Raw genomic sequence first — 25,029 nt, 5'->3', positions numbered from 1 at the left:
GCGCTAGCTTTAGCCGATCCAGACCGCAGCTGCGGCGGCTCGGCGGCTCTGTCCGCCGGCCGGCCGCCGCGGTCGTCCGATGCGAAGCTCTGCCATGGGGAAGTCCGGCGAATGAAAATCCTGATGACCCTGATCGCGGCGATCGGCCTGGCGGGATGCGGCCCCGCCCTCGCCTCCGGTCAGACCGCGCCGGCCACCGCCAGCACCCCGGCGCGGACCGGCCCGGCCACCGCTGCGGGAACGGGGAGCGTCACCGCCTCGGCACAGGCCGGCCCGGCCGGCGTCTCGGCCTCCACCGATGACTATCGGCTCGGTGTCGCCGACAAGATCCGCATCCTGATCTTCGACGAACCCTCGCTGTCGGGGGAATTCCTGGTCAATGCCAACGGCAAGCTGTCGCTGCCGCTGATCGGCGACGTCGATGCCGCCGGCGTCACCACCACCGCGCTCGCCGCGACCATCCAGCGCAAGCTCGCCGACGGCTATCTGCGCGAGCCGCGGGTCAGCATCGACGTGCTGACCTTCCGCCCCTATTATATCCTCGGCGAGGTCAACAAGCCGGGCGAATATCCCTATTCCTCCGGGCTGACCGTCCTCAACGCGGTCGCCACCGCGGAAGGGTTCACCTATCGCGCCAGCAAGAAGTCGGTGGTGGTCAAGCACGCCGGCGAGGCGACCGAGGAGACGGTGCCGCTGTCCCCCGACCTGCGCGTCCGCCCCGGCGATACGATCCGCATCCGCGAGCGGCTGTTCTGACGATCCGCCCGGCGACGGCGCACCCCACGCCTCGCCGGGCCCACGCGCTGTCCGTCGCTGCCGTAACCGCGTCATTGCGGCCACTATTGTCCCGAAATCGGACGCAACGCCGGCCAAGCCATGCCACGTGATTGTGGATCACGGCGTTATATGACACAGGCTTGGCAAATAAGGGGTTTGGCTATGCGATTGCTTTTCTTGGGAATGGCGGCGACGATATCGCTCGTCGGCGCCAGCGGTGACGCCCAGATTCCGGTCACGCCGCTGTCGCCGGTGGTGTCGCGCGACGATCCCAACGTCATCGCGCTCTATACCGAGATCATGCGCACCATCGCCGGCGTGCCCGCCACCGCGGAGCGCGACCAGTTCGAGGCGCAGATCGCCTATGCGGTCGACCAGAGCCAGGCCAATTGCCCGGTCGTCGTCGCCGCGCTGCACGAGGCGCTCGACGTGCCGCGTCAGCCCAAGCCGACCGTCCAGGCGCTGCGCGACGTGCTGACCGGCGCCTCGCGCTGCGACCGCTACGGCACCGCCGCGGTGGGTGGCCCCGGCGCGACGCTTGCCCAGGGTCCCGCGGTCGGGATCGGCGGGGGCAGCTCCAATTACGCCTCGTTTTAACTGATGACCGTCATGACAGGTATTTCGATGCGGCTGCCCCTTGTTGCCCTGGCGGGCATGCTGTCCATGCCGTTTGCGGCCGGTGTGGCGCAGGCGCAGCAATCGACCGACGCCAATCTGGTGCTGCCCAACCTGCCGCTCGATTTCGATCGCGGCAAGAACACCAGCGTCCTCCAGCGCGAGCGGCCGGAATATCAGGCGCAGGGCGTCCGCGCCGGCTCGTTCCTGCTCTACCCCAAGCTGGAACTGGGCGCGGGCATCACCGACAACGCCTATCAGGTCGACAACAACAAGGAGGGCGACGTCTACGCCCTCATCGCGCCGTCGATCGCCGCGAACAGCAACTGGTCGACTCACGAGCTGAACTTCAACGCCGGCGCGCGGCTGCGCCGTTTCGCCAGCGAGACGCCGCGCAACGAGACCAACTACAATCTCGACGCCAGCGGCCGGCTCGACGCGACGCGATCGCTGACCTTCAACACGCTGCTGCGCACCGCGCGCTCGACCGAGCCGCGTTCGTCGGCCGCCTCGCCGCAGGATGCCGCCGAGGCGATCCAGTTCCAGCAGACCACCGCCAGCGTCGGCAGCGCCTTCGCCGGCGCCCGCATCCGCGGCCAGGTCGCGGTCAGCGTCGACCAGTTCGACTTTTCGGACGTGCGCTCCTTCTCGGGCGGGCGGATCAGCCAGCAGGGTCGCGACCAGACGCTGCTGCGTACCACCGCCCGCGGCGAATATGCGGTGTCGCCCGACACCTCGCTGTTCCTGCAGGGCGGCTATACCGACACGACCTACAAATATCCGCTGACCACCGGCATCGCTAACCGCGACTCCAAGGAGGTCAACGTGATCGGGGGCGCGAGCTTCGACCTGTCGGCGCTGGTCCGCGGCGGCATCGGCATCGGCTATGTCAGCCGCCGCTACGACGCGCCGATCTATCGCGACATCTCCGGCCTGTCGGCGGAGGCGAAGATCGAATATTTCCCGACCCAGCTCACCACCGTCGGCCTCAACGTCCGTCGGACGGTGCAGGACAGCTATTTCGGCACCAGCAGCGGCTTCTTCGCGACCGCGGCCGCGCTGCGCGTCGATCACGAACTGCTTCGTAACCTGCTGCTCAACGCCCAGATCGGCTATGAGCAGGACGATTTCGTCAATCAGAACAGCAAATCGAAGATTGTCCGCTACAGCGCCGGCGGGCGCTACCTGCTCAACCGCAATTTCGGGTTCGGGCTGCTGGTCGGGCGTGACAATCGCTCCGCCCGCGGGACGGTCGGATTACAGTCTTTCGACGAGACCCGCGCGCTGTTATCAATCGTCCTGCAGCGGTAACGCTGTCGTTCCCCAAGGGAAAATCGCGACCGTATGAACAAGATGTCCTCGCTGGCCGAGCAAGATGAAGCAAGCCGCTTCGACCAGTCGCGTCACGTCGGACGGCGCGCGGTCACCCTGAAGTCGGTCGGCGAAGCGATCCGTCGGCGCTGGATCGTCGTGGTCGCGACGGCGCTCGTCGTGTTCGCGGCCGCGCTCGGCACGGCGCTGATGCTGACGCCGAAATACGACGCCTTCGCCAAGGTGCGGATCACCCCCAACGCCGCCTCGCCGCTCGACTTCGGCAACGGCACCGAACAGCCGGCCGACCAGACCGCGGTCAACACCGAGGTGCAGGTGATCGGCTCGCGCGCCACCGCGCGCAAGGTGGTCACCCAGCTCGGCCTCGATCGCGATCCCGAATTCGCCGGCAAGGGCCCCGCCAACACCGCGATCGAACGCGCCACCAGCGGCGTGCTCGAGCACCTCAAGATCAACCGCGACGACAAGAGCTATCTTGTCATGATCGGCATCCGCTCGGTCGACGGCGCCAAGGCGGCGCGCATCGCCAATACCTATGCCAGCACCTATGTCGCCGGCACCGCCGACAATCTGATGGGCACCGCGGCGAAACAGTCGCAGTCGATCCAGAACCGGCTGCGCGAGCTCGGTGCCGAGGTGCAGGCCGCCGATGCGCGCCTCGCCTCCTATCGCGCGCAGAGCGGCATCAGCCAGAGCGGCGAAGGCGGCACGATCACTGACCAGCAGATCGCACCGCTGTCGATGCAGCTCGCCACCGCCGAATCCGAAGCCGCCGCGGCGCGCTCGGCGCTGGCGGTCGCGGAGCGGCAGAATGCGACCGGCGGCACCGACGCGATCTCGGCGGTGCTGTCGTCGGGGGTCATCGCCGACCTGCGCCGCCAGCGCACCGAGGCGGAGAAGCGTCGCGCCGAGCTGAGCTCGCGCTACGGCCCGCGCTATCCGCTGTCGATCCAGGTCGCGCAGCAGATCGAATCGCTCGACGCGCAAATCCGCCAGGAGGCGCAGCGCGTCGTCGGCGGCCTGCGCAGCCAGGCGCTGTCCGCCGAGGCGCGCGCCGCCAGCCTGCGCAACCGCCTCAACACCCTGCAGCGCGGCGTCGCCCGCGACGACCAGGCATCGGTGATGGCCGGCAGCCTGGAGCGCGATGCCGAGGCCAAGCGTACCGCCTATACCCGCCTCGCCCAGGCGGCGCAGCAGTCGACCCAGGCGCAGCGCGTCTCGACGCCGCAGGCGAACATCATCGAGAATGCGACGATCCCGACCAAGCCGACCTTCCCGCAGGTCAAGGCATTCGCCGCGGCCGGCCTGCTGATCGGCCTCGTCTTCGGCCTCGCCGGCGTGCTGCTGTTCGAGGGGCTGAGCTCGACGATCCGCAAGCCTGAGGATATCGAGACCCTGCTCGGCCTGTCGTTCGTCGCCTCGGTGCCGCGCCTGCCGACGCCGTGGAAGCTGCGCGCCAACCGCGCCGCCAATCCGGCGACGACGCTCGTGTCCAAGCCGATGACGGTCTATGCCGAGGCGTATCGCGCGATCCGCTCGTTCATCGCGTCGCGCAACCAGACGCAGCGGACGCAGGTGATCGCGCTCGCCTCGACCCTGCCGGGCGAGGGCAAGACGACCAGCGCGCTGTCGCTGGCGCGGATTATGGCGCTGAGCGGCGACCGCGTGCTGCTGATCGACTGCGACGTGCGCCGCGCCGGCGTGCTGCGCGCGCTCAACCGCTCGGTCGACACCGGCCTTGCCGACGTGCTCGAAGGCCGCGCCTCGATGGCGCAGGCGGTGCTGCCCGACGAGGTCGACGGGCTCGACCTGCTGCTCGTCCAGGGCTCGCTGTTCACGCCGATCGACCTGTTCGGCGGGGGCCGGATGGAGGCGATGCTCGCCGAGGCGCGCGGTCGCTACGACTTCATCATCCTAGACACCCCGCCGCTGCTCGGCATCGCCGATGCCCGCACGCTGGTCGGCCTCGCCGATGCGGTGATGCTGGTCATCAAGTGGAACACGACGCCGATCGCCGCGGTCGACGCCGCGCTCGCCGGGCTCGAGCAGAGCCAGGGCGAGGTGCTCGGTGCGGTGCTGACGATGGTCGATCACCGTTCGGAGGCGATGGGAGGCCTGTATTATTCGGCGCGCTACTCCTCTTATTACAACGAATAGGCGGCGGTGGCCCGCTCCCGCCTGAGGCCGGCGTGGCTGGCGGCCGCGGGGGTGACGCTCGTCCTCTCGGGCATGGCGATCGGCAGCGAGCGCCGTGTCGCCGCGGTCGCCGCGGCGCGCGATGCCGAGCCGCCGGCGCGCGCCGCGCTGCTCGCCGAGGCGACGGGCTGGCGGCCGGCCGACGTGCCGCCGCGCGCCGCGATCGGCCTTGCCGCGCTCTGGCTGCGGCAGGCGGGCGAGGCGGTGCAGCCCGGCGCGGACCGCGCCAGCCTCGCCCATGCCCGCGCGATGCTCGCCATCGCCGACGACGGCCGGCCGACCGCCGCGGCGACGCTGCTGCTGCATAGCCAGCTCGCGCTGACGCCCGGCGACCATCCCGGCCCGGCCAGCCTGCGCGCCTTCACCGCCAGTTATGCCGCCGCGCCCTTCCTCACCGCCGAGGGCTTCTGGCGTGCCGCTTATGCCGCGCGCTATTGGCGCGACCTGCCCGCGGCGACGCAGGAGGCCGCGGTCGCCGAGGCGGCCTGGCTCGCGGCGCTCGACGGCCGCTTCAACGACCGGCTGGTCGACATCATGGGCGGCTCGCCGATGTCGGTCCGCTTCGCGCTGCGGATGCCGCCGAAGCATTGAGGCGCGAGGCTGCGAGGCGGCTCGCCTCCTTGCCTCCTTGCCTCCTTGCCTTCCCGCGCCCCCGACCGTTCGCCCTGAGCCTGTCGAAGGGCAGGTGAGACCCACGGCGCCTCGACAGGCTCAGCACCAACCGGGCGGGAGTGCGAGGTCGGTGACGTGGCACGCTCATCGCCGGCCCCCCTCCCCGACCGTTCGCCCTGAGCCTGTTGAAGGGCAGTTGGGACCCACGGCGCTTCGACAGGCTCAGCACCAACCGGGCGGGGGTGGCGAGGTCGGTGACGTGGGCACGCGCATCGCCGGACCCTCTCCCCGACCGTTCGCCCTGAGCCTGTCGAAGGGCAGGTGGGACCCACGGCGCTTCGAGAGGCTCAGCACCAACGGGGCGGAGGGTAGCGAGGTCGGTGACGTGGGCACGCGCATCGCCGGACCCCCTCCCCGACCGTTTGCCCTGAGCCTGTCGAAGGGCAGTTGGGACCCACAATGCTTCGACAGGCTCGGCACCAACGGATGGATGTCAGGTCATCGAGGTTTCGGCGCGCCGCGTTCGCTTCCGCGCCCTCGCCGCGCCACCGGCCGCCGCACCGCGCCGCTCGCCAGCGCCGCACCCCAGACCGACCCGAGCAGGATCGCGAACAATCCGGCCACCGCGGGCACGTTGAGCGCGATGTCGACCATCGCGCTGCCGGTGATCGCGGCGAGCGCGCACAGCGGCGCGACCGACCACCAGTCGCGCCGCGCGCGGGCGATCTGGAAGGCGATCGCCGCCAGCGCGACCAGCAACAGCGCCAGCCCCGGCCAGCCCGCCTCGATCGCCAGCTGCACCGGCGCATTGTGGGCGGCGCCGAAATTCCAGTAGAGCGGCGCCACCTCCGCGGTCAGCGTGTGCTGGTTGACCTCGTAGAAGCTGCCAAGGCCATGGCCCCAGAGCGGGCTGGCATTGGCGACCCCGGCATAATGATCGATCACCGCCCAGCGCGACCCGGCATCCTCGGGCAGATAGGCGGAGCGGTCGGCGACCGGGGTGAGCACCGCGACCAGCACGAGCAGCACCAGCATGGCGAGCGCGGCCGGGGCGAGCAGGCGTAGCGACGGCCGCCCGTCCTGCCAGCGCCGCCAGCGCCGCACCAGCAGCAGCGCGCCGCCCAGCAGGGCGAGCAGCACCGCGCTGCGGCTGCCGGTCAGCGCGCACAGCACCAGCGCCACCGCACTTCCGGCGAGCGCGGCGAGGCGCAGCGGCATCGGTTCGTCGTCGGGGGCGAGCGCCAGCCCGCCGGCGAGCAGGGCGATCGCCGCGAAGACGATGCCGGCGGCATTGGGATTGCCGATCGTGCCGCTGTAGCGGGCGGCGCGGGCGCTGTCGTACAGCCAGTCGACCGCATCGACCGCCGCCCAGGCGACATAGACCAGCCCGGCGAGCGTCAGCACCCGCACCACGCCGCGCGCCGAGCCGGCGCGATAGGCGAGCAGCGCGGCGACGATGGTCAGCAGCGTCGTCGCCAGCGCCTTGGCGAGCGCGAGGCCGAACAGGTCGGCGGCCGGGTTGGCGGGCATGGCGAGCGCCGCGCCCAAGCCGCGCGGCAGCAGGCCGGGCAGCGCCGCCCACAGCAGCGCCGCGGCGAGCAGCGCGAGCGGCAGCCGCGCCAGCCGCCAGAAGCGCGAGGCGGCGGGCGACAGCGCGATCACCGCGATCGCGAGCAGGGCGTCGGCGAAGGCGGCGATCGCGCTCGACACGCCCTGGTTGGCACCGCCCGCGAGGATCTGCGTGACGATCAGCACGGCGAGCGCCGGCGCCGCCCAGCCGAGCGGACGCGGTGCGGCGGGGCGCGCCGTCTCGCTCATGCCGTCACCTTTGGTGTTTGCGCGGCCGTCCGGGGTGACGGTGTGAGGCGGGTCCGCTCCCGATCGGGCAACACAATCATATCCCTCCCCTGCCCGGCGTGGCCGCTGCCGCATGCCGGTCGGCGCCGACCCTAGCCAATGCAATCGCCTCTGCCAGCTTGCAAATGTCCCGAAAACGCACGATGCGGCGGGGATCGATCCGATCCCGCGCAGGACACCCGTCGAACGATCGGCTTATGGGTGCGGCCGCCCCGATTGCCCGAGGACCGCCCGTGCCGCTTTCCCATTCCCAACGATCGACGCTCTGGGGCCTTGCCGCAGTGCTGCTGGTCATCGGGCTGGTGACCGCGCTGCTGACGATGGACGACGACAGCACATTCCTCGACGCCATCCCGTTCGGGCCCGCACGCAGCAAGGTGGCCGCGCCCGCCGCGCTGCCCGAGGACCAGCTGCCGATCGACACCTTCGTGCCGAGCGCGATCCTCCAATTGTCGCCGCAGGATGCGCTCGCCCGCAATCTCGCGCTGCCGCTCAGCCATGCCAGCAATCCGCTGGCCCCGCCGTTCGTCGCCGCCTGGCTCGGCGCCGATCTCGAGCGGCAGACGGTCTGCCTCGCCAATGCGGTCTATTACGAGGCGAGCGGCGAGCCGCTGAGCGGCCAGCGCGCGGTCGCGCAGGTCGTGCTCAACCGGCTGCGCCATCCGCGCTATCCCAAGACGATCTGCGAGGTCGTCAACCAGGGCTCCGAGCGGCCGACCGGCTGCCAGTTCAGCTTCACCTGCGACGGATCGATGGCGCGCGCGCCCAATCCGGCGCGGTGGAAGGTCGCGATGGGCGTCGCCACCGCCGCGCTCGACGGCTGGACCTCGGCCGAGGCGGGGCAGGCGACGCATTACCACACGCTCTACGTCTTCCCGAAATGGGCTCCCGAGCTGCTCAAGCTCGGCATCCTCGGCCATCACATCTTCTACCGCCTGCCCGGCCAGCCGCACGATTATGCCGCGTTCCGCGCCGCGGCCGCGGCGCTGCCCACCGACCCGGCGCTGCTCGCGCCGACGCTGCCCGATCCGGCGCTGCCGGCGAGCGACATCGACACCCGCGCGGTGGCCGGCGCGCCGCTGGCGCTGCCCGCCTATCCCGGCCCCACCGTGACCGGGACCGACGGCAGCGCCGCGACCCCGGGCGGCGGCAGCGGCGCCGGCGCCGGCAGCGGCCAGCCCGCGCCCGCCCCCACGCCGGCCCCGACCGCGACGCCAACGCCGCGCAATTATTTCCCGGATCGCCGCAGCACGCGTTCCCATCTGCCGCTGCCCCAGTAAGCTCGCGCTATGTCGCTGCCATTGCAACAGGACCTTATCCGATGACCGTAGAGACCACGCCCGGCGGGACCGTTCCGGGGCGCCCGCGCAAGGTGGCGATCGTCCATTATTGGCTGGTGACGATGCGCGGCGGGGAGCGCGTGCTCGAACGGATCTGCGACCTCTATCCCGATGCCGACATCTTCACCCATGTCGTCGACGAGAATGCGCTGTCGCAGACACTGAAGCGTCATCGCATCTTCAGCACCTTCATCAGCAAGCTGCCGCTGGCGAAGACCCAGTATCAGAAATACCTGCCGCTGATGCCCGCCGCGCTCGAGGCGCTCGACCTCAGCGCCTACGACCTCGTCATCAGCTGCGAGGCGGGGCCGGCCAAGGGCGTCATCACCCGCCCCGACGCGGTCCATGTCACTTATTGCCACTCGCCGATGCGCTACATCTGGGACCAGTATCACGCCTATCGCAAGGCGAGCGGCAGGCTCGCCGGGCTCTACCTGCGGCTGGTCGCCCCCCGGATGCGCGCCTGGGACCGGATGAGCGCGTCGCGGCCCGACGTCATCATGGCCAACAGCCAGTTCGTGCGCCGGCGCATCGGCAAATTCTGGGGCCGGTCGGCGAGCGTCGTCTATCCGCCGGTCGACGTCGACCTGTTCCAGCGCACCGATGCGGTCAGCGACGAATGCGTGTGGATCAGCCAGCTCGTCCCCTACAAGCGCCCCGATATCGCGGTCGACGCCTTCACCCGCAGCGGCCGCAAGCTCCACGTGATCGGCGACGGCCCGATGCTCGAGACCCTGAAGGCGCGCGCCGGCCCCAACGTCCGCTTCACCACGCGGATGCGCTTCGACGAGCTGCGCGCGGCCTATGCGCAGGCGCGCGCGCTGATCTTCACCGCCGAGGAGGATTTCGGCATCATCCCGGTGGAATCGCAGGCGGCGGGCCGGCCGGTGGTCGTCTTCGGCCGCGGTGGCGGCACCGAGACGGTGATCGACGGCGAGACCGGCATCCACTTCCACGCGCAGAGCGCGGAGTCGCTGATCGAGGCGATGGACCGGTTCGACGCCTGGCTGCCCGGCTTCGATCCCGAGGCGGCGATCGCCAACGCCCGCCGCTTCGACCGCGCCAACTTCCTGCGCGACTTCGCCGCAGAGGTGGAGCGCGCCGAACGGCTGGTCGCCACCAACAGCGTGCTCGCGTCGGAACAGGAGCGTGCGACGCGCTAGCCTCGCGCGGGCGGGCCGGCACCGCCCCCATTCGGGACACCTATGGCAGCGATGCTGACGTGGGACGGGTGACGATCGCGCGCGCCATCGATAGGGCTGCCGCAACACGAGCAGGATGCAGGCGCCGCACAGGGATGGGAGCGGCCGTCCGCGGCGGGGGGACAGCGAGATGACGACGGACCGGCCCCCGCGGGAAACGCGCATCGACATCGTGCGCGGCGCGGCGATGCTGATCATCGCGATCAACCACATCACCGTCGCCTTCCGGATCTACGGCCTCCAGGGCTTCGGCATCCCGACGCCCTCGGCGCTCGGCTATTCGTCGTCGGCCGCGATCTTCGTGATCATGTCCGGGTACATGGTCGGGATGGTCTATCAGAAGAAGCCGCGCCCGGCACAGGCGGTCCTGCGCCGCGCGCGGACCCTCTACATCGACAATGCGCTGCTGCTCGTCGCGGTCGCGCCGTTCCTGCTGCTCATGGAGGGGTGGGAGGCGGTCGCCTGGGATGCGGGGTTCCTGTTCGACGATCCGCTGGCCGGGTTGCTGTTGTTCGTCACGCTGCTCCGCGCGCCGGCGCTGCTCGATGTGCTGCAGCTCTACGTGATCTTCATGCTGCTGACCCCGGCCGCCCTGTGGGTGTATCGCCGGTCCCCGCCCGCGCTGGCCGCGCTGTCGGTGACGCTCTGGCTGCTTTCCCAGCTCGCGACCGCCACGCATCTCGTCGATCCCAAGCTCGTCGAGTGGAAGTTCAATCCCTTGGCCTGGCAGCTCGTGTTCTTCGTGCCGCTGATCCTGGGAGCGGCCCGCGTGCACGAGCCGCTGTTCAGGCTGCTGGAGGCGCGCAAGTGGATCACGGTCGTCGTCGGCGGTGCTGCTGCCGGCTTCGCCATCGCCAAGCTGCTCCACGTCGAACAGGCGATACCGCAGCATTGGCTGCTGACATCCAAGGGGAATCTGGGCGTGCTGCGACTCGTCCACGCCCCCGTCGTGATCCTCTTCTATTGCGGACTGTTGACGCTCAGCCGGCGGATACCCGAACTCTCGCCGATGCGCGCGCTTGCCTGCGTCGGCCGGCAGACGCTGTATTGCTATATCGCGAGCGTGTGGCTGACCTATGGTCTGGCAATTGCGTGGAGCCGGTTGGGCGGCGGTTACTTGGCCTATCTGGCGGCTGTGTTGTTTTCGCTGCTGGCCACCTTCGCCATTGCCGTGCTATACGATGCGCGATCGGGACGGCAGGCCGCGCGGATGCGCGAGACCATGCCGCGCGAGGACGACCGGCGGGGGCCGGTCAGCGTGGGAGGGGTGCAATGAAGGGCCATGTCATGGAGATCGCCGGCGTCATCGTCGGCGTTCCGGTGCTGATCGTGCTGGGCGCGGTCGACATGATCGCCACGCTGGTCCGCAGATCGCCCATCGCCTGAGCCTGCGGCTGGCCGGCCGGTGGTGTCCGCCCTGCCCGACCTGCTCCCGACCTGCCAATGCAAAGGTCAGGCCCCCGGGCTTGCCGCATCCCTGCGGCCGTTGCCGGCGGCATCGCGGCCCAGCCACGCCGTCAGCCTCATGCGGACGGGCTGATCCCACCAGCGCAGGACGACCGCGGAGGCGATCACCGCAAGGCCGAGGCCGAGGAGCGGCGGCAACAGCGGGTGGATCGATCGCAGCGCATCGATGTGCGGCGCATTCTTGACGACGCGCAGGATCGGCTGGTGCAGCAGGTACAGGGGATAGGACAGGTCGCCTGCGGCCTTGAGCCACGGCAGCATGGCCGCCGCGGGCTGTGTCCGCGCGCCGAGCACGACCAGCGCAGGAAGGCACACCATCGCGATCACCGCATCGGTGACCGCCTGCGACCCGATCGGGAACAGCAGCAGCGCCGGCAGCGCGATGAGCGGCAGCCAGGCCGGCACAACGCTGCGCCGGTGCCACCCGAGGCGGAAGATGACGACGCCTGCCGCGAACGGAAAGGCGACGCGCACCAGCCCGGCCGCGAAGCTCCACCACGACGCGAAGCCGACGAACTGCATGCCGTCGAACCGGTAGCAGATCGCGGCATAGCCCAGCCCGGACAGCAGCAGGCCGCCGGCGAACAGCCGCATCGGCAGTCGCGGCATCAGCGCGTAGACGATGTTCGCGACACCCTCGAAGAACAGCGACCAGATCGGGTTGTCGCTGGGATAGGCCTGTTTTCCGAAGAAGAAACCGGCGGGAACGAGCAGCATGGCGCCGACCGTGAGGAGCGCGGGGATGACGATGCCGTCCTTGCGCCCGGCAACCAGCACCAGGCCGCCGAGCAGCGCGCCGATGAAGATCATCGGATAGAGGCGGATCATCCGCATCCTGGCGAAGGTGGCGAAGCGCAGGCCCGCCGACAAACGCCCCTCATAGGCGTAAGCGATGACGAAGCCGCTGAGGCAGAAGAAGAAATCCACTGCGAGATACGAATGATCGCGCATCGGGCCGCCGATCATCAACTCCCTGGCGTGCAATCCCGCCACGATCAGGGCCGCGATCCCCCTCATTCCGTCGAGTGTCAGGAAATGCTGCTTATACCCTTGATTAACCGTCAACAATCGATCCGATAATGGCCAGACCGGCCCGTACCATCGACGGTTATGATAGCAATAGCGGGAACGTGGCGCGGCAACCGGCAGACCGGCAGACCGGCATCGGCAGGCAGGCAACCGGCCGACAGGGGCGTCGCCGTCGATCCCGCACCGCTGCGCGACCGGACGCGGCGCAGCAGGCCGGGGGGCTAACGGCCCTGCCCGGTCATTCGATACGCCGTCAGGTCAATGCGAAGTACAGGCCGGCTGCGACCGCCCAGCCGGCGGTGGCTGCGATCGTGGCGATGACCAGCTTGGTGCGGCCCGAATAGGGCTCGACATGCGGTTCGGGGACATGGTCGAGCAGCGACGGGCCGGGGCCCGTGGGGAAGGCGATCGGCGACACCGGCCCGGCGTTGAGCGCGCGGGTCAGCATCTCCTGGGTGATCGGCGTGACGAATTCGCAGCCGTAGATGCTGCCGTCCTGCCGCGTCACCCGCGCCTGGTGGACGCCGATGCCGGCGAAGCCGATCGACGCCTCGCTGCCCAGCTCCAGCGCCGGGCCGCCCGACAGGCGGAAGCCGGTCAGCGACAGGTCTTCGATCATCACGTCGTGCGGACGCGTCACCTGGTCGCGCAGCGTCGCATTGAGGCCGACCGGAAAGCGTTCCGAGCCGCGGTCGTCACTGATGATCTGAGCAGTAATCGCCATATCGCACCCTAATCTCTTGATATAGCTCTAGGCTGAAAAAGGTAAAGACAGTGTGAACGATGTTCGTCGCGACGGCCAGCCTATTCGTGTCCGTCCCGCCACTATCGATGATCAGACAAGGCCGGGGCAGCATAGGCTTTGCCGATCCCGACGATTGTAACTCCGCAGCAACTGGCAAGAAAACGGCCGCGGCAAGATACGCTTCCCGCTGTGTTGTTGGTCAACGCGCGTTAACTATACGTGGTGCGACCGGTCATGGCAGCGTTGCTCGCTTGTCTTCGTTCCTCCCTGCCCGGCCGCGTCGCGGGCGCGGCCTGTCGCTCACGCGATGGATCATATCGGGCCACCGGCGCCCGGAAAGCAATGGTTCAATGCGGGTGACAGATGATGAAGGAGCCGCTAATCAATGCCCTAAGCGGCTGCGGCGCAGCTTGCGGGTCCGGATCACGTCGGTCCGGGGTCGTCGATGTCATCATCGGAGCAGATACTATTGGCGTTCGTTGCGGCCGTGCGCCCCGTCCCCGGGACAGAATGTCCTCCCCTTGCGGCGCCTTCCCTCGCGACATGGTCATGACGTGTCGCTAGTCGCGGCGACCGTTCCCGCGTCGGGCGCCGCGGCGTCGCCGGTGGCGGCGACCGCCTCGCATCGCACCGCGCTCGCCTCGATCCTCGCGGTCGGCGGCCGGCTGCTGTCGCGGCTGATCGATCTTGTCGCGCTGATCGTGCTGGCGCGGCTGCTGCAACCCGCCGACTTCGGCCTGATCAGCATCGCGATGAGCCTGATCTTCATCGTCGAGGCGGTGATGGAGCTGCCGGTGTCGCAGGTGCTGCTCGTCGAGCGCGACATCACCCGCTCGATGATGGACACCGCCTTCACGCTCAGCGTGCTCCGCGGCCTCGTCCTGGCGATCCTGATCGGCGCGGCGGCCTGGCCCTTCGCGATGGTCTATGGCGACGCGCGGCTGCTGCCGCTGATCGTCGCGCTGGCGCTGGCGCCGGCGTTCCGCGGCATCAGCAACCCGCGGCTGGCGCTCTACAACCGCGATCTCGACTTCCGCCGCACCGTCGCCACCGAATTGCTCGGCAAATTGGTGTCGCTGTGCGTCTCGATCGGCGTCGCGGTGGCGACGGGCAGCTATTGGGCGCTGGCGCTCGGCACCATCCTGTCGCCGGTGACGGCGTCGCTGATGTCGTTCGTCCTCGCCCCCTATCGCCCCGCCTTTTCGCTCAAGGACTGGCGGTTGTTCCGCAACTTCCTCAGCTGGCTGAGCGGCGCGCAATTGTTCTCCGCCTTCGCCTGGCAGATGGACCGGCTGGTGCTCGGCCGGCTCGCGCCGACGGCGACGGTCGGCCGTTTCACCATGGCGGACAGCCTGGCGTCGATCCCCGGCCAGGTGCTGTTGACGCCGATCCTCGGGCCGTTGTCGGCGGGGCTGGTCGCGGTGCGCGACGACCCCGAGCGGCTGCGCCAGGCCTATCTCAAGACCTTCGCCGCGGTCGCGCTGCTCGGCTTTCCCATCCTCGCCGGCACCGCGCTGCTCGCCCACCCGGTCGTCAGCCTCGCGCTCGGTGCCAAATGGGACATGGTCGCGCCGATCCTGCAATGGCTGGCGCTCGCCGGCATTCCCGGCCTGCTGTGGACGCCGCTCAACGCGCTGGCGCTGGCGCTGCGCCGCTCGACGCTGATCTTCAACCGCCAGCTCACCGATTTTCTCGTCAAGGTGCCGCTGGTCATCGCCGGCGCCTGGTTCTTCCTGATCCCCGGCATCGCGGCCGCGCGCGCCGCGGCCGCGCTGGTGCTCGCCGGCATGGCGGTGCGCGCCGCGCGCGATGCGATCGACCTGCCGGTCTGGGCGCAGCTCAAGGCGATCCTGCGCCCGGTCGTCGGCTGTCTGGTGATGGGTGCGGTCGTCTTCCCGGTCGCGCGGCTGCTGCCGACCGACCTGTCGCGGCCGTGGCTGACGGTGGCGCTCGCCGGGCTGGCGGCGCTCGGCGCGCTGGCGTTCGGCGCGACCGTGCTGCTGCTCTGGCAAGTGGTCGGCCGGCCGCAGGGCGGGGAATCGATGGTGCTCGGCATCGTCACCAAGATGCTGCGCCGCGGTCGCGGCAGCGCCGCGGCGCCGGGTGAGCGCCCGGCGTCGTCCGCCGAGCAGGAGGCGGTCCATGCCGATGCGCGCGACCAGATCTTCGCGCTCGCCACCGCCTCGACCAAGGCGACCGCGGAGCCCGCCGCGTCGAGCGTCTATCGCATCCTCGACATCCTGATGCAGGCCAACCTCGTCCAGCCGACCGACAATCGGTCGATAGAAGGCGAGCAATATCAGCCGCGTATCACGCTGGTCTGCCAGAGGTGCGGGCAATCCACGCCGATCAGGGGCCATGCCGCATCGAATATCATCAGCGTTGCCGCCGGCGCGGCAGGGTTTCACATGACCGCAAAGACGATCGAGGTCGGTGGACATTGTGCACGCTGCCCCACCCCCTCACGCCAAGTCACCCGACCTTATCCGAAACGGCCATGATCCACCAATTGTCATGGTCGGGCACGACAGCATATATCCCCGAAGCTTGCTGATCGGCCGCCGGGTGCGCGAATATTGTCCGTGCATTGGTCAAGAACCTGATTGCTGTCACGCCAGAACCATCGCAACCCGGATCATGCTGTTTGAATGACGCCTGCGGATCGGGCGTCTCTTGCTGTTTATTGTCTATTTGTGGGGATGGCAGCGACCAAGTGTCGCTATTTGCCCTGATCCCGGTCAATGCTTTCCCATTGTTGAACACGGCGGAAGGCGATTTGGCGTTGCATATCGCAGCGCATCATTGTTAGATGCCGCAACGCGTTCACGAAGGAGCCTTTGATTAATCGTGAGCATGTCGGTTCCTACCCTCATCATAATCGCGGCAGTTGTCGGATTACTTTTGATCGTGGTTTTGCTGAACCGACGGTCGAGACGCAGAAGGCGTCGCGCATATCGCAACTATTATAAGGACTGATCGGGCGCGGTAGAATTATCTGCGCATTTTCAGTCACTTATCCGTTTGTTGCGTGATTTCCGCAAAAGCCTTGCCGAATCCACGCCGGATCATGCTAATTCGCACCCTCCAAGTCACGGATCGGCGGTCATAAACCGTCGTCCGGGCCGCGCCGGACCCCTGTCCCGGCAGTCGGCCGGTGCAGGCATATCCGGAGGGGTCTCGGGCCATCGCGACGACGATCGACGCTTCCGCACCGTTCCCGCCCGGCGGTACGATGCGGCTCGCCGGCATCGATCTGATGCGGCTGGTCGCCTTCGTCGCGGTGGTGCTGATCCATGCGGTGTCGAACGGCGCCGGCGACGCGCCGGTCGCGGCGGACGTGATCGCGATCCTGGCGCGCTTCGCCGTCCCCTTCTTCTTCGTCGCCTTCGGCTATTTCCTGTCGCCGCGTTCGCCCGAACGAACCGCGCTGCGCCTGCTCGTCCGCCTTGCGCCGCCCTTTCTGGTCTGGGCGCTGGTCTACATCCTCTATTTCCAGGGATCGCTCGCGGAACTGAGGTCGCCGGCGATGATCGTGCGGCTGCTGATCACCGGGCTCGACGGCCAGCATCTCTGGTTCCTGCCCGCGCTCGGCGTCGCCGGGGTGCTGTTCGCCTTGGTCCGCGGCCGCTTCGGCTGGGGCACGGTGCTCGCGCTGGCGATCGCCTGCTATGCGCTGGCGTTCGCCTTCGGGCCGCTGCGCCTGTTGCTCGACCTGCCCCGGCCGCCGTTCAATACGCGCAACGGCCCCTTCTTCGGCCTGCTGTTCGTGACCGCGGGCGCCTGGTTGCGCCATCGCGACCGTCGCGTCCCGCTGCGCACCGCGCTGGCGCTGTTCGGTCTCTTCGCGCTGCTGCAACTCGTCGAGGTCGGTGCGCTGGTCGCGCTCGGCACGATCCCCTTCCCGCGCTTCACCGACAATACGCTGATGACCATTCCCTATGGCATCGCCGCCTTCCTCGTCGCGCTGGCGATCCCGCCATCGTTCCGCCTGTCGCCGGTGTTCGCACGGCTCGCGCGGCTCAGCCTCGGCCTCTATGTCGTGCACCTCTTGTTCCTCGATCTCGCCGCGCGAATATTGGGCCGCGCGACGCTCGCCGCCTGCCTGGGCGATGCGCTGCTCGCGGTGCTGGCGTCGGCGCTGTGCGTGCTGATCCTCGATCGGATCCCGCCGCTGCGCCGCCTGATCCGCTGACGGCCGCCCAAAATAGGACAGTGATCGCGCGTTCTCTAAGCTTTTCCTTTTGTTAGAGGTCGTTGCATGCCGCATGTCCGCTGCGGTCTTCCCAAGCGATGAGGCTCTATGCGTATTACCATGATCGGCTCGGGCTATGTCGGCCTCGTCTCGGGCGCCTGCCTGTCCAATTTCGGTCATGACGTGATCTGCGTTGACAAGGCGGCCGACAAGATCGCCGCGCTCGAGGCGGGGCGGATGCCGATCTACGAGCCGGGGCTCGACGCGCTGGTCGCCGCCAATGTCGCGGCCGGGCGGCTGCGTTTCACCACCGACCTTGCCGCGGCGGTGGCGGGCGCCGATGCGGTGTTCATCGCGGTGGGTACGCCGTCGCGGCACGGCGACGGCCACGCCGACCTCAGCTACGTCTTCGCCGCGACCGAGGAGATCGCCGCGGCGGTGACCGGCCCGACCGTCGTCGTCACCAAGTCGACCGTGCCAGTCGGCACCGGCGACAAGGTCGAAGCGATCCTGCGCGAGAAGCGGCCCGACGTTGCAGTGGCTGTCGTCTCTAATCCTGAGTTTTTACGGGAGGGTGCCGCGATCGGCGACTTTACCCGCCCTGACCGCATCGTCATCGGTACCGACGACGAGGGCGCGCGCAAGGTGATGCGCGAGGTCTACCGGCCGCTCTACCTCAACGAGAGCCCGATCCTGTTCACCGGCCGGCGCACGTCCGAGCTGATCAAATATGCCGCCAACGCCTTCCTCGCGACCAAGATCACCTTCATCAACGAGATCGCCGATCTGTGCGAGGCGGTCGGCGCCGACGTCCAGGACGTCAGCCGCGGCATCGGCCTCGACAATCGCATCGGCCGCAAGTTCCTGCACGCCGGCCCCGGCTATGGCGGCTCGTGCTTCCCCAAGGACACGCTGGCGCTGCTCAAGACCGCCGAGGATCACGAGAGCCCGATCCAGATCGTCGAGGCGGTGGTCAAGGTCAACGACAGCCGCAAGCGCGCGATGGGCCGCAAGGTGATCGCGATGCTCGGCGACACGCCCAAGGGCAAGACAGTCGCGCTGCTCGGCCTCACCTTCAAGCCCAACACCGATGACATGCGCGACGCGCCGTCGCTGGCGATCGTCCAGGCCTTGCAGGATGCCGGCGTGACGGTGCGCGCCTATGATCCCGAGGGCATGGCCGCGGCGCGCACGACGATGCCCGACATTACCTATTGCAGCGACGCCTATGACGCCGCGGCGGGCAGCGACGCGGTGGTGGTGGTGACCGAATGGGATGCGTTCCGCGCGCTCGACTTCGACCGGCTGAAGCGGACGATGACAAGCCCGGTGCTGGTCGACCTGCGCAACATCTACCGGCCCGAAGAGATCGCCGCGCTCGGCTTCACCTACACCTCGATCGGGCGGTGACGCGGCCGGCGCCGGTCCGGCCTCACCGGACCGGCGCTGCTATTCGAACTTGCGGGTGAGCGAGAGCGCCGAGCGCCAGAACAGCGAGCGGTTGGTCTGGGTACGGGCCTGGCGGACCTGGCGCTCGACCAGCCAGCGCGGCGCATAGCCGAGGAAGACCAGCCAGCCGAAGCGCGCGATGCTGCCCGGCCAGCCGAACGGATGCAGTTCGATCAGCCAGTGGACGGCGTCGACCACGACGGCGTGGCGGCGGTCGGGCGGACGCTTGGCGGGATCGGCGAAGCGCAGCGCCTGCATGCGATATTCCAGCGCCTGGAACGAGCGCAGCAGCGGCTGGCGGATCGCCATGCCCTGCGCGGCCGCCGCAGCGACGAAGGCGCGTTCGAGCACCCGGTCGAACGCCAGCCAGCGCAGCGCGACATCGGCGCTCCACGTCTTCTGCGAGCTCGCCCAGGCGTTCTGGCCATGGACGCGATAGCCGCCGAGCACCGCGCGCAGCGAGCGGACCGGCCCGTAGAGCGGCGCGAGCTTGCTGAGATAGCCGTCGGGCGAGCGATAGACGGTCTTGGCATCGATCGGCATCACCCGGTCGAGGAAGCTGCGCACGAAGACGTTGCCGGTCGACACCGTCCAGGGATACCAGCCCGAACGCGCCGCGCCGCGCAGCACGTCCTCGGGCGAATAGTCCGGCGGGAAATGCGGGAACGGCATGTTCTGGTCGACGCCGGCACGGTCGAGCGTCGCCAGCCGGAACTGCACCTTGGCATCGCCGGGCTGCAGCAGCGCGATCGCGCGGCGCAGGCAATCGGGGTGGAGCAGGTCGTCGGCGTCGAGGAACAGCACGACCTCGCCCGTCGAGGCGGCGAAGCCGGCGTTGACCGCCTCGACATGGCCGCCCTGCGCCTTCATCACCGCGCGGATGCGCTCGCCATAGCCGGCGATGATCGCGGCCGAATTGTCGGTCGAGCCGTCGTCGACGACGACCACCTCGACATCGGGATGGTCCTGCGCCAGCGCGCTGTCGATCGCCGTGGCGAGGAACGCGCCGTAATTGTGGTTGACCACGACGACGGAGGCCCGGACGGACGGCGGCCCGCTGGTCATGTGCGCTATCCTGCCCATAAGGGATAGGACGTTCCGCGTCGCGCCGGCACAACAGTCTGACAGTCTATCGTGCGCACGCCCGTTTTGGTCCTAAACCGTTTGCTTGATCTTCATCATCTTGACGCATTCGGACATGGTAATGCGATGAATACCAATGCCTTAGACCCGTCTTATCGATGAATAATCCATGCCATGGCGGGCGCGGGATGTGCAAGTGCCGCGCCCGTGGGTTCAGGGGGATTTTGTCCTATCACGGATCATATCGTTACTGCTGCGTACCCCGGACGAACTCGCTGTCGAAATAGTCGATCGTCTTCTGCAGCCCCTCGCGCAGCTGCACCTGCGGTTCCCAGCCGAGGTGCTGGCGCGCCAGGGCGATGTCGGGGCGGCGCTGGCGCGGATCGTCGGCGGGCAGCGGCAGGTGCACGATCCTCGAGCGCGAACCGGTCAGCTCGATCACCAGCGTCGCCAGCTCCAGCATCGTGAACTCGACGGGATTGCCGATGTTGATCGGCCCGGTGACGTCGTCGGGCGTGTCCATCAGCCGCACGAAGCCGTCGAGCAGGTCGCTGACGTAGCAGAACGAGCGGGTCTGCTCGCCCGAGCCGAAGATGGTGATGTCCTGTCCGCGCAGCGCCTGGACGATGAAGCTCGACACGACGCGGCCGTCATTGGGGTGCATGCGCGGGCCGTAGGTGTTGAAGATCCGCGCCACCTTGATCGCCAGGCCGTGCTGGCGGCGATAGTCGAAGAACAGGGTCTCGGCGCAGCGCTTGCCCTCGTCGTAGCACGAGCGGATGCCGATCGGGTTGACGTTGCCCCAATAATCCTCGGTCTGCGGATGGACGCTGGGATCGCCATAGACCTCGGAGGTCGAGGCCTGGAAGATCTTCGCCTTGGTCCGCTTGGCGAGGCCGAGCATGTTGATCGCGCCGACGACGCTGACCTTGGTCGTCTGCACCGGGTCGCGCTGGTAATGGATCGGGCTCGCCGGGCAGGCGAGATTGTAGATCTCGTCGACCTCGACGTAGAGCGGGAAGCTGACGTCGTGGCGCATCAGCTCGAAGCGCGAATTGTCGCGCAGATGGTCGACGTTGCGCTGCGTGCCGGTGAAGAAATTGTCGACGCACAGGACGCGGTGGCCGCGGGCGAGCATCATGTCGCACAGGTGCGAGCCGAGGAAGCCGGCGCCCCCCGTGATGAGGATGCGTTTCTCAAGATGCATGATCGGTCCCCGAGGAGCGGAAGGCGGCCGGCGTCAGGATGACGCGGCCTCGCGATGCGTTTTGACATGCCAGCGCCAGGCCGAGGCAATGATGTCGGGCAGCGCCGAATGGCGCGCGGTGAAGCCGAGGTCGTCGCGCGCCACCGCGACGTCGGCGACCAGCTGCGGCGGGTCGCCCGGCCGGCGGTTGCCGGTCGGCGTGGCGAGCGGCCGGCCGGACACCGTCGCGATCGCGGCGAGCACCTCGGCGACCGAATGGCCGACCCCCGACCCCAGGTTGAAGATGCGCCGCGCGGCGGTGCCGGGCGTGCCGTCGAGCAGCCGCTGCACCGCGAGCACATGCGCGCGGGCGAGGTCGGCGACATGGATATAGTCGCGGATCGCGGTGCCGTCGGGCGTCGGGAAATCACTGCCGAACACCTGGAAATTGAGGAGGTGGCCGAGCAGGTGCAGGATCGCGCGCGGGATGAGATGCGGTTCGTACTCGCGATCCTCGCCCAGCTCGCCGTCGAGGTCGGCGCCGCTCGCGTTGAAATAGCGCAGCGCGACGAAGTCGATGCCATAGGCCGCGGCATAATCGGCGAGCATCTGTTCGCAGACCCATTTGGTGCGGCCATAGGGATTGACCGGCGCGGGCACCGTGTCCTCGGAGATCGGCAGCGTCGCCGGATCGCCATAGACCGCGCAGGTGCTCGAAAAGACGATCCGGCCGCATCCCGCGGTGCGCATCCCGGCGAGCAGGCCGATCATGCCGCCGACGTTGTTGTCGTAATAGCGTGCCGGATCGGCGACGGATTCACCGACATAGGCGTCCGCGGCGAAATGGATCACCGCCTGCGCATCGTGATCGGCGATCGCGCGGGCGACCGCGGTGGCATCGCGGACGTCGCCCTCGACCAACGGCCCCCAGCGCACCCGCCCGGCGTCGCCCAGGCTGAGATTGTCGTAGGTGACGGGCACAAACCCCTCGGCCGCGAGCGCCTTGCACGTATGGCTGCCAATATATCCCGCCCCGCCGGTTACCAGAATGCGCCTGCTCATACGTCGGATTGTCCCGTGCTACGGCCGTGAGGTCAAAGGTGGATTGCTCCAGATTCGAACAGGATTAACGATCGGATATTGATAACGAATATGCACGGCACGGCCAGCGACATCGGCCCAACCGCCCCTAGCGCTGGACCACTGCCCCGCCCGGCACCCGCGTCCGTGCCACCCGCCGGCGCCGGCGGGTCGCCACCGGGATCAGCGTCGGCAGCGCGGTGGTGATCGCGAACAGCGTCGCGTTGAACGCGCCGAAGTCGACCAGCGTGCCCGCCACCGCGCCGGGGACGAGGCAGACCATCAGGCTGTAGCGCGCGCCGGTCACCACCCGGCGGATTTCGTCGCTGGCATTGCGCAGGCTCAGCGTCAGCAGCCGCAGGAAGAACAGCGCCATCAGCAGGCCGCCGATGACGCCGGTGCTGCTCAGCACCGCGACCGGCCAGCTCGACGCGCGGGTCGAGCCGACGCCGACGCCATAGCCGCCGGTGGCGACCAGCCCTTCGAGGCTGACGAGGTTCCAGCTGCTGCGCTCCGAATAGGAGCTGCTCGACGTCTTCTTGAAGATCAGGCTGTCGACCAGCTCGACCGCGCCGTTGAACATGCTCGGCGTCGCCACCACCAGCGCCGCGACGATCAGCCCCGCCGCGCCGATGACGAGCAGCTGGATCAGCGCGCGCTTCTCGTCGGCGGGATGGCGCAGCGCCATGACGTTGGCGACGACCGCGAAGACGCCGAGGATGCCGAGCCCGAGGAAGGCGGCGGACGAGGTCGACAGCACGGTGAAGGCGATCAGCGCGAGCGCCATCGGCGTCTGGATCCTGGCATAGACGCCGCCCAGCGCCTCGCCGAGCCGCATGAAATAGATCATGGAGCCGAACGACAGCACCAGCGCGCCATAGGCCGAGGCTTCGGTGTTGAAGCCGATGACGCGGCGCATGCCGCCGACGTCGTCGCCGTCCATGATGACATAGGTCGCGGTGCGCAGCGGCGCGAGCATGCCCGAGCCCGCGGTCGCCATGTCGATCATCCCGGCGAGGATCGCCATCGCGCCACCGACGAAGATCGCCTGATAGACCATCCGCCGCGTGTCGGTCTGCAGCAGCAGCTGGTAGATCGAGACGGTGATCGCGAAGGCGGCGAGCAGGTAGAGCGGCTGGGTGATATTGCCCGAGCCGAAGCCCAGCGGGCTGCGCGTGATGTTGTTGAGCCCCATGATCGGCGCGCCGTGGAACAGGAACGGCGCGGTATAGGTGACCATCAGCCCGTAGACGATGAAGGCGGTGAGCAGGCCGAGCTTGTTATAGTCGAGCAGCCCGTCGATCAGCAGGTGCGGCTTGCGGCAGGCCATGAACGAGCGGACGCACAGCAGGGCCGAACAGGCGGTGTGCGGCAGGAAGGTGGTGCCGCCGGTCAGGTTGACGGGCAGGATGGCAAGCGAGCCGAACGCGAGGCTGGCGAAGAACAGGTACAGCGTCCAGCGGATCCCCGAGACCGCCGCAGCGAAGAACAACAGCCAGAAAATTGCGAGAACGACCATCACAGACCCTTATCGGGGCGCGGGCCACCGCCTGCATCCCCCGACCCCCACGGGTGGCGGCGCAGCGTCGGCGATGGGTACGCACCATCCGTCGACCTGATCCCAGGCACAACAAAAGCGTAGCATCGCCGGCCGGCCAAGGCTATCCTCGGTCGGAGTAACCCGTGCCAAAACGGGCAGTTACTAAATGTTGACCTGCGGGGGTCATATCGGGACACGAATGCGGCGCACATGGCGGCCGCGCGTGTGCGCCGAAGTTGTGACGGGACCGTCGGCCATCGTCCGACCCGTTGCGCGCAGTCAGGAGTTTACCAGTGAACACGCCCATCCTGGGGACACCCGAGTGCAACAGGCCAGGGATCACGCGGGTCGTCACCTTCGTGTCCGATCGCGGCTATGTCGCGCAGGCGCTGATCGCCGCCTCACAGCTCGCCGCGCAGCCCGAGGTCGCCGCGATCGCCGACATCATCATCTATCTGATCGACATACCCGACGAGGAGCAGGACGCGATCCAGGCGGCGCTCGCCCCGGCGCGGTTCAATTTCCGCTTCCTCGACAGCCGGCGCTTCATCCCCGACAGCGTCGACCGCCTGCCCGACCTGCACTGCCCCAGCTCGACGCTCGGCCGGCTCGCGGTCGAGGCGGAGATCCCGGCGCAATATGAGACGGTCATCTACATCGACGGCGACGTCCAGATCGTCGGCCCGGTCGCGCCGCTGATCGCGCACGATTGCCCGCCCGGCACGCTGCTGGCGGGGGCCGACCGGCTCGACAACGGCGGCCGCTATGCCAATCCGCAATCCTATCTGAAGGGCATCGGCATCGACCGGGTAGCGGATTATTTCAACGCCGGCGTGATGATGGCGCGGCGCGAGGCGTGGCGGACGTTCACCGGCCAGGCGTTACGCTTCCTCGCCGAGAACCCCGAACGCTGCAAGCATCACGACCAGAGCGCGCTCAACGCGGTGGTCGGGTCGCATCGCGAGATGATGCATCCGCGCTACAATTATTCGACCTGGTTCCGGCTCGCCGACCTCGACCGTTCGGTCGGGCCGCGGATCGTCCATTTCACCGGCCCGGTCAAACCGTGGAACACCACCAACGGGCCGTGGGACCCGGGCCACCGCCAGGTCTATGTCGATTTCCTCGCGGCGCATCCGTATTTCGCCAAATATCTGCGGATCGACGCCAGCCGGAACGTCGATCCCAAATATCGCACCGGATCGGTGGCGATGCGGGCGCGGCGGATGGCCAAGGCGGCCAAGGAGGCGGCCGAGCACCGCTGGCAGGCGATCCTGCTCAAGCGCTTTCTGCACAGGACTTTTTTCACGCCGCGCGATTGAGTAGG

General features: G+C 68.5%; 19 protein-coding genes. 12 read left to right on the top strand and 7 right to left on the bottom strand.

All coding sequences use genetic code 11. The features are described 5' to 3' along the window. Nucleotides 1–123: 123 nt before the first annotated feature. From HD841_RS18545 to HD841_RS18525, 5 genes are all read left to right on the top strand, one after another. The gene (locus HD841_RS18545; RefSeq protein WP_257015778.1) at nt 124–756 is read left to right on the top strand and encodes a polysaccharide biosynthesis/export family protein; all 633 of its coding nucleotides are present in this window, start codon (nt 124–126) and stop codon (nt 754–756) included. A gap of 183 nt (nt 757–939) precedes the next feature. Beyond that, nucleotides 940–1,374: a hypothetical protein gene (locus tag HD841_RS18540; protein WP_179510386.1), complete on the top strand. Its 435-nt coding sequence runs from the start codon at nt 940–942 to the stop codon at nt 1,372–1,374. A 27-nt stretch (nt 1,375–1,401) separates the two neighbouring features. Beyond that, nucleotides 1,402–2,703: an outer membrane beta-barrel protein gene (locus HD841_RS18535; RefSeq protein WP_179510385.1), complete on the top strand. Its 1,302-nt coding sequence runs from the start codon at nt 1,402–1,404 to the stop codon at nt 2,701–2,703. A 33-nt stretch (nt 2,704–2,736) separates the two neighbouring features. Next, complete coding sequence (locus HD841_RS18530; protein WP_179510384.1) at nt 2,737–4,881, top strand: GumC family protein; 2,145 nt, start codon at nt 2,737–2,739, stop codon at nt 4,879–4,881. Nucleotides 4,882–4,887: 6 nt separating this feature from the next. Beyond that, nucleotides 4,888–5,511 (top strand): hypothetical protein, encoded by a 624-nt coding sequence (locus HD841_RS18525; RefSeq protein ID WP_179510383.1) that lies wholly within the window; start codon nt 4,888–4,890, stop codon nt 5,509–5,511. 519 nt (nt 5,512–6,030) lie between these two features. On the opposite strand, the gene HD841_RS18520 is transcribed toward HD841_RS18525, so the two are convergent. Continuing rightward, nucleotides 6,031–7,350, bottom strand: a complete 1,320-nt coding sequence (locus HD841_RS18520; RefSeq protein WP_179510382.1) for an O-antigen ligase family protein — start codon at nt 7,348–7,350, stop codon at nt 6,031–6,033. Nucleotides 7,351–7,622: 272 nt separating this feature from the next. On the opposite strand from HD841_RS18520, the gene HD841_RS18515 reads away from it, so the two are divergent. The 3 genes from HD841_RS18515 (at nt 7,623) to opgC (ending at nt 11,207) form a co-directional block, all read left to right on the top strand. Beyond that, complete coding sequence (locus tag HD841_RS18515) at nt 7,623–8,669, top strand: cell wall hydrolase (RefSeq protein WP_373563071.1); 1,047 nt, start codon at nt 7,623–7,625, stop codon at nt 8,667–8,669. A gap of 41 nt (nt 8,670–8,710) precedes the next feature. After that, nucleotides 8,711–9,892 carry a glycosyltransferase gene (locus HD841_RS18510; RefSeq protein WP_179510381.1) on the top strand — a complete coding sequence of 394 codons (1,182 nt, stop codon included), beginning with the start codon at nt 8,711–8,713 and terminating at the stop codon, nt 9,890–9,892. 169 nt (nt 9,893–10,061) lie between these two features. Beyond that, nucleotides 10,062–11,207 (top strand): OpgC domain-containing protein, encoded by a 1,146-nt coding sequence (gene opgC / locus HD841_RS18505; RefSeq protein ID WP_179510380.1) that lies wholly within the window; start codon nt 10,062–10,064, stop codon nt 11,205–11,207. A gap of 176 nt (nt 11,208–11,383) precedes the next feature. Here opgC and HD841_RS18500 read toward each other — a convergent pair whose 3' ends face one another. Both HD841_RS18500 and HD841_RS18495 read right to left on the bottom strand, forming a co-directional pair. Next, nucleotides 11,384–12,415: an acyltransferase family protein gene (locus tag HD841_RS18500; protein WP_179510379.1), complete on the bottom strand. Its 1,032-nt coding sequence runs from the start codon at nt 12,413–12,415 to the stop codon at nt 11,384–11,386. 265 nt (nt 12,416–12,680) lie between these two features. Beyond that, on the bottom strand, nt 12,681–13,151 hold the full coding sequence (locus HD841_RS18495; protein WP_179510378.1) for a PilZ domain-containing protein: 471 nt from the start codon (nt 13,149–13,151) through the stop codon (nt 12,681–12,683). Between the two features lie 575 nt (nt 13,152–13,726). On the opposite strand from HD841_RS18495, the gene HD841_RS18490 reads away from it, so the two are divergent. The 3 genes from HD841_RS18490 (at nt 13,727) to HD841_RS18480 (ending at nt 18,774) form a co-directional block, all read left to right on the top strand. Next, entirely contained in the window at nt 13,727–15,673 is a 1,947-nt protein-coding gene (locus HD841_RS18490; RefSeq protein WP_179510377.1) for an oligosaccharide flippase family protein, read from the top strand. A 653-nt stretch (nt 15,674–16,326) separates the two neighbouring features. Continuing rightward, on the top strand, nt 16,327–17,364 hold the full coding sequence (locus HD841_RS18485; protein WP_179510376.1) for an acyltransferase family protein: 1,038 nt from the start codon (nt 16,327–16,329) through the stop codon (nt 17,362–17,364). Between the two features lie 108 nt (nt 17,365–17,472). Further along, entirely contained in the window at nt 17,473–18,774 is a 1,302-nt protein-coding gene (locus HD841_RS18480) for a UDP-glucose dehydrogenase family protein (protein WP_179510375.1), read from the top strand. A gap of 39 nt (nt 18,775–18,813) precedes the next feature. Here HD841_RS18480 and HD841_RS18475 read toward each other — a convergent pair whose 3' ends face one another. The 4 genes from HD841_RS18475 to HD841_RS18460 all read right to left on the bottom strand — a co-directional run bounded on the left by HD841_RS18475 (nt 18,814) and on the right by HD841_RS18460 (nt 23,681). After that, entirely contained in the window at nt 18,814–19,878 is a 1,065-nt protein-coding gene (locus HD841_RS18475; RefSeq protein WP_179510374.1) for a glycosyltransferase family 2 protein, read from the bottom strand. Nucleotides 19,879–20,143: 265 nt separating this feature from the next. Next, entirely contained in the window at nt 20,144–21,103 is a 960-nt protein-coding gene (locus HD841_RS18470) for a UDP-glucuronic acid decarboxylase family protein (RefSeq protein WP_179510373.1), read from the bottom strand. A gap of 33 nt (nt 21,104–21,136) precedes the next feature. Then, entirely contained in the window at nt 21,137–22,144 is a 1,008-nt protein-coding gene (galE, locus tag HD841_RS18465; protein ID WP_179510372.1) for a UDP-glucose 4-epimerase GalE, read from the bottom strand. A 127-nt stretch (nt 22,145–22,271) separates the two neighbouring features. After that, complete coding sequence (locus HD841_RS18460) at nt 22,272–23,681, bottom strand: hypothetical protein (protein ID WP_179510371.1); 1,410 nt, start codon at nt 23,679–23,681, stop codon at nt 22,272–22,274. Nucleotides 23,682–23,995: 314 nt separating this feature from the next. Between HD841_RS18460 and HD841_RS18455 the strand changes: the two genes are divergently transcribed. Further along, complete coding sequence (locus HD841_RS18455) at nt 23,996–25,024, top strand: glycosyltransferase family 8 protein (protein WP_179510370.1); 1,029 nt, start codon at nt 23,996–23,998, stop codon at nt 25,022–25,024. Nucleotides 25,025–25,029 lie beyond the last annotated feature (5 nt).

This window comes from Sphingomonas melonis (genome assembly GCF_013409985.1).
In the GTDB taxonomy this organism is placed as follows: Bacteria; Pseudomonadota; Alphaproteobacteria; order Sphingomonadales; family Sphingomonadaceae; genus Sphingomonas; species Sphingomonas melonis_A.
The sequence above is the reverse complement of the archived record's forward strand: the minus strand, read 5'-3'. Positions and strand labels throughout refer to the sequence as shown.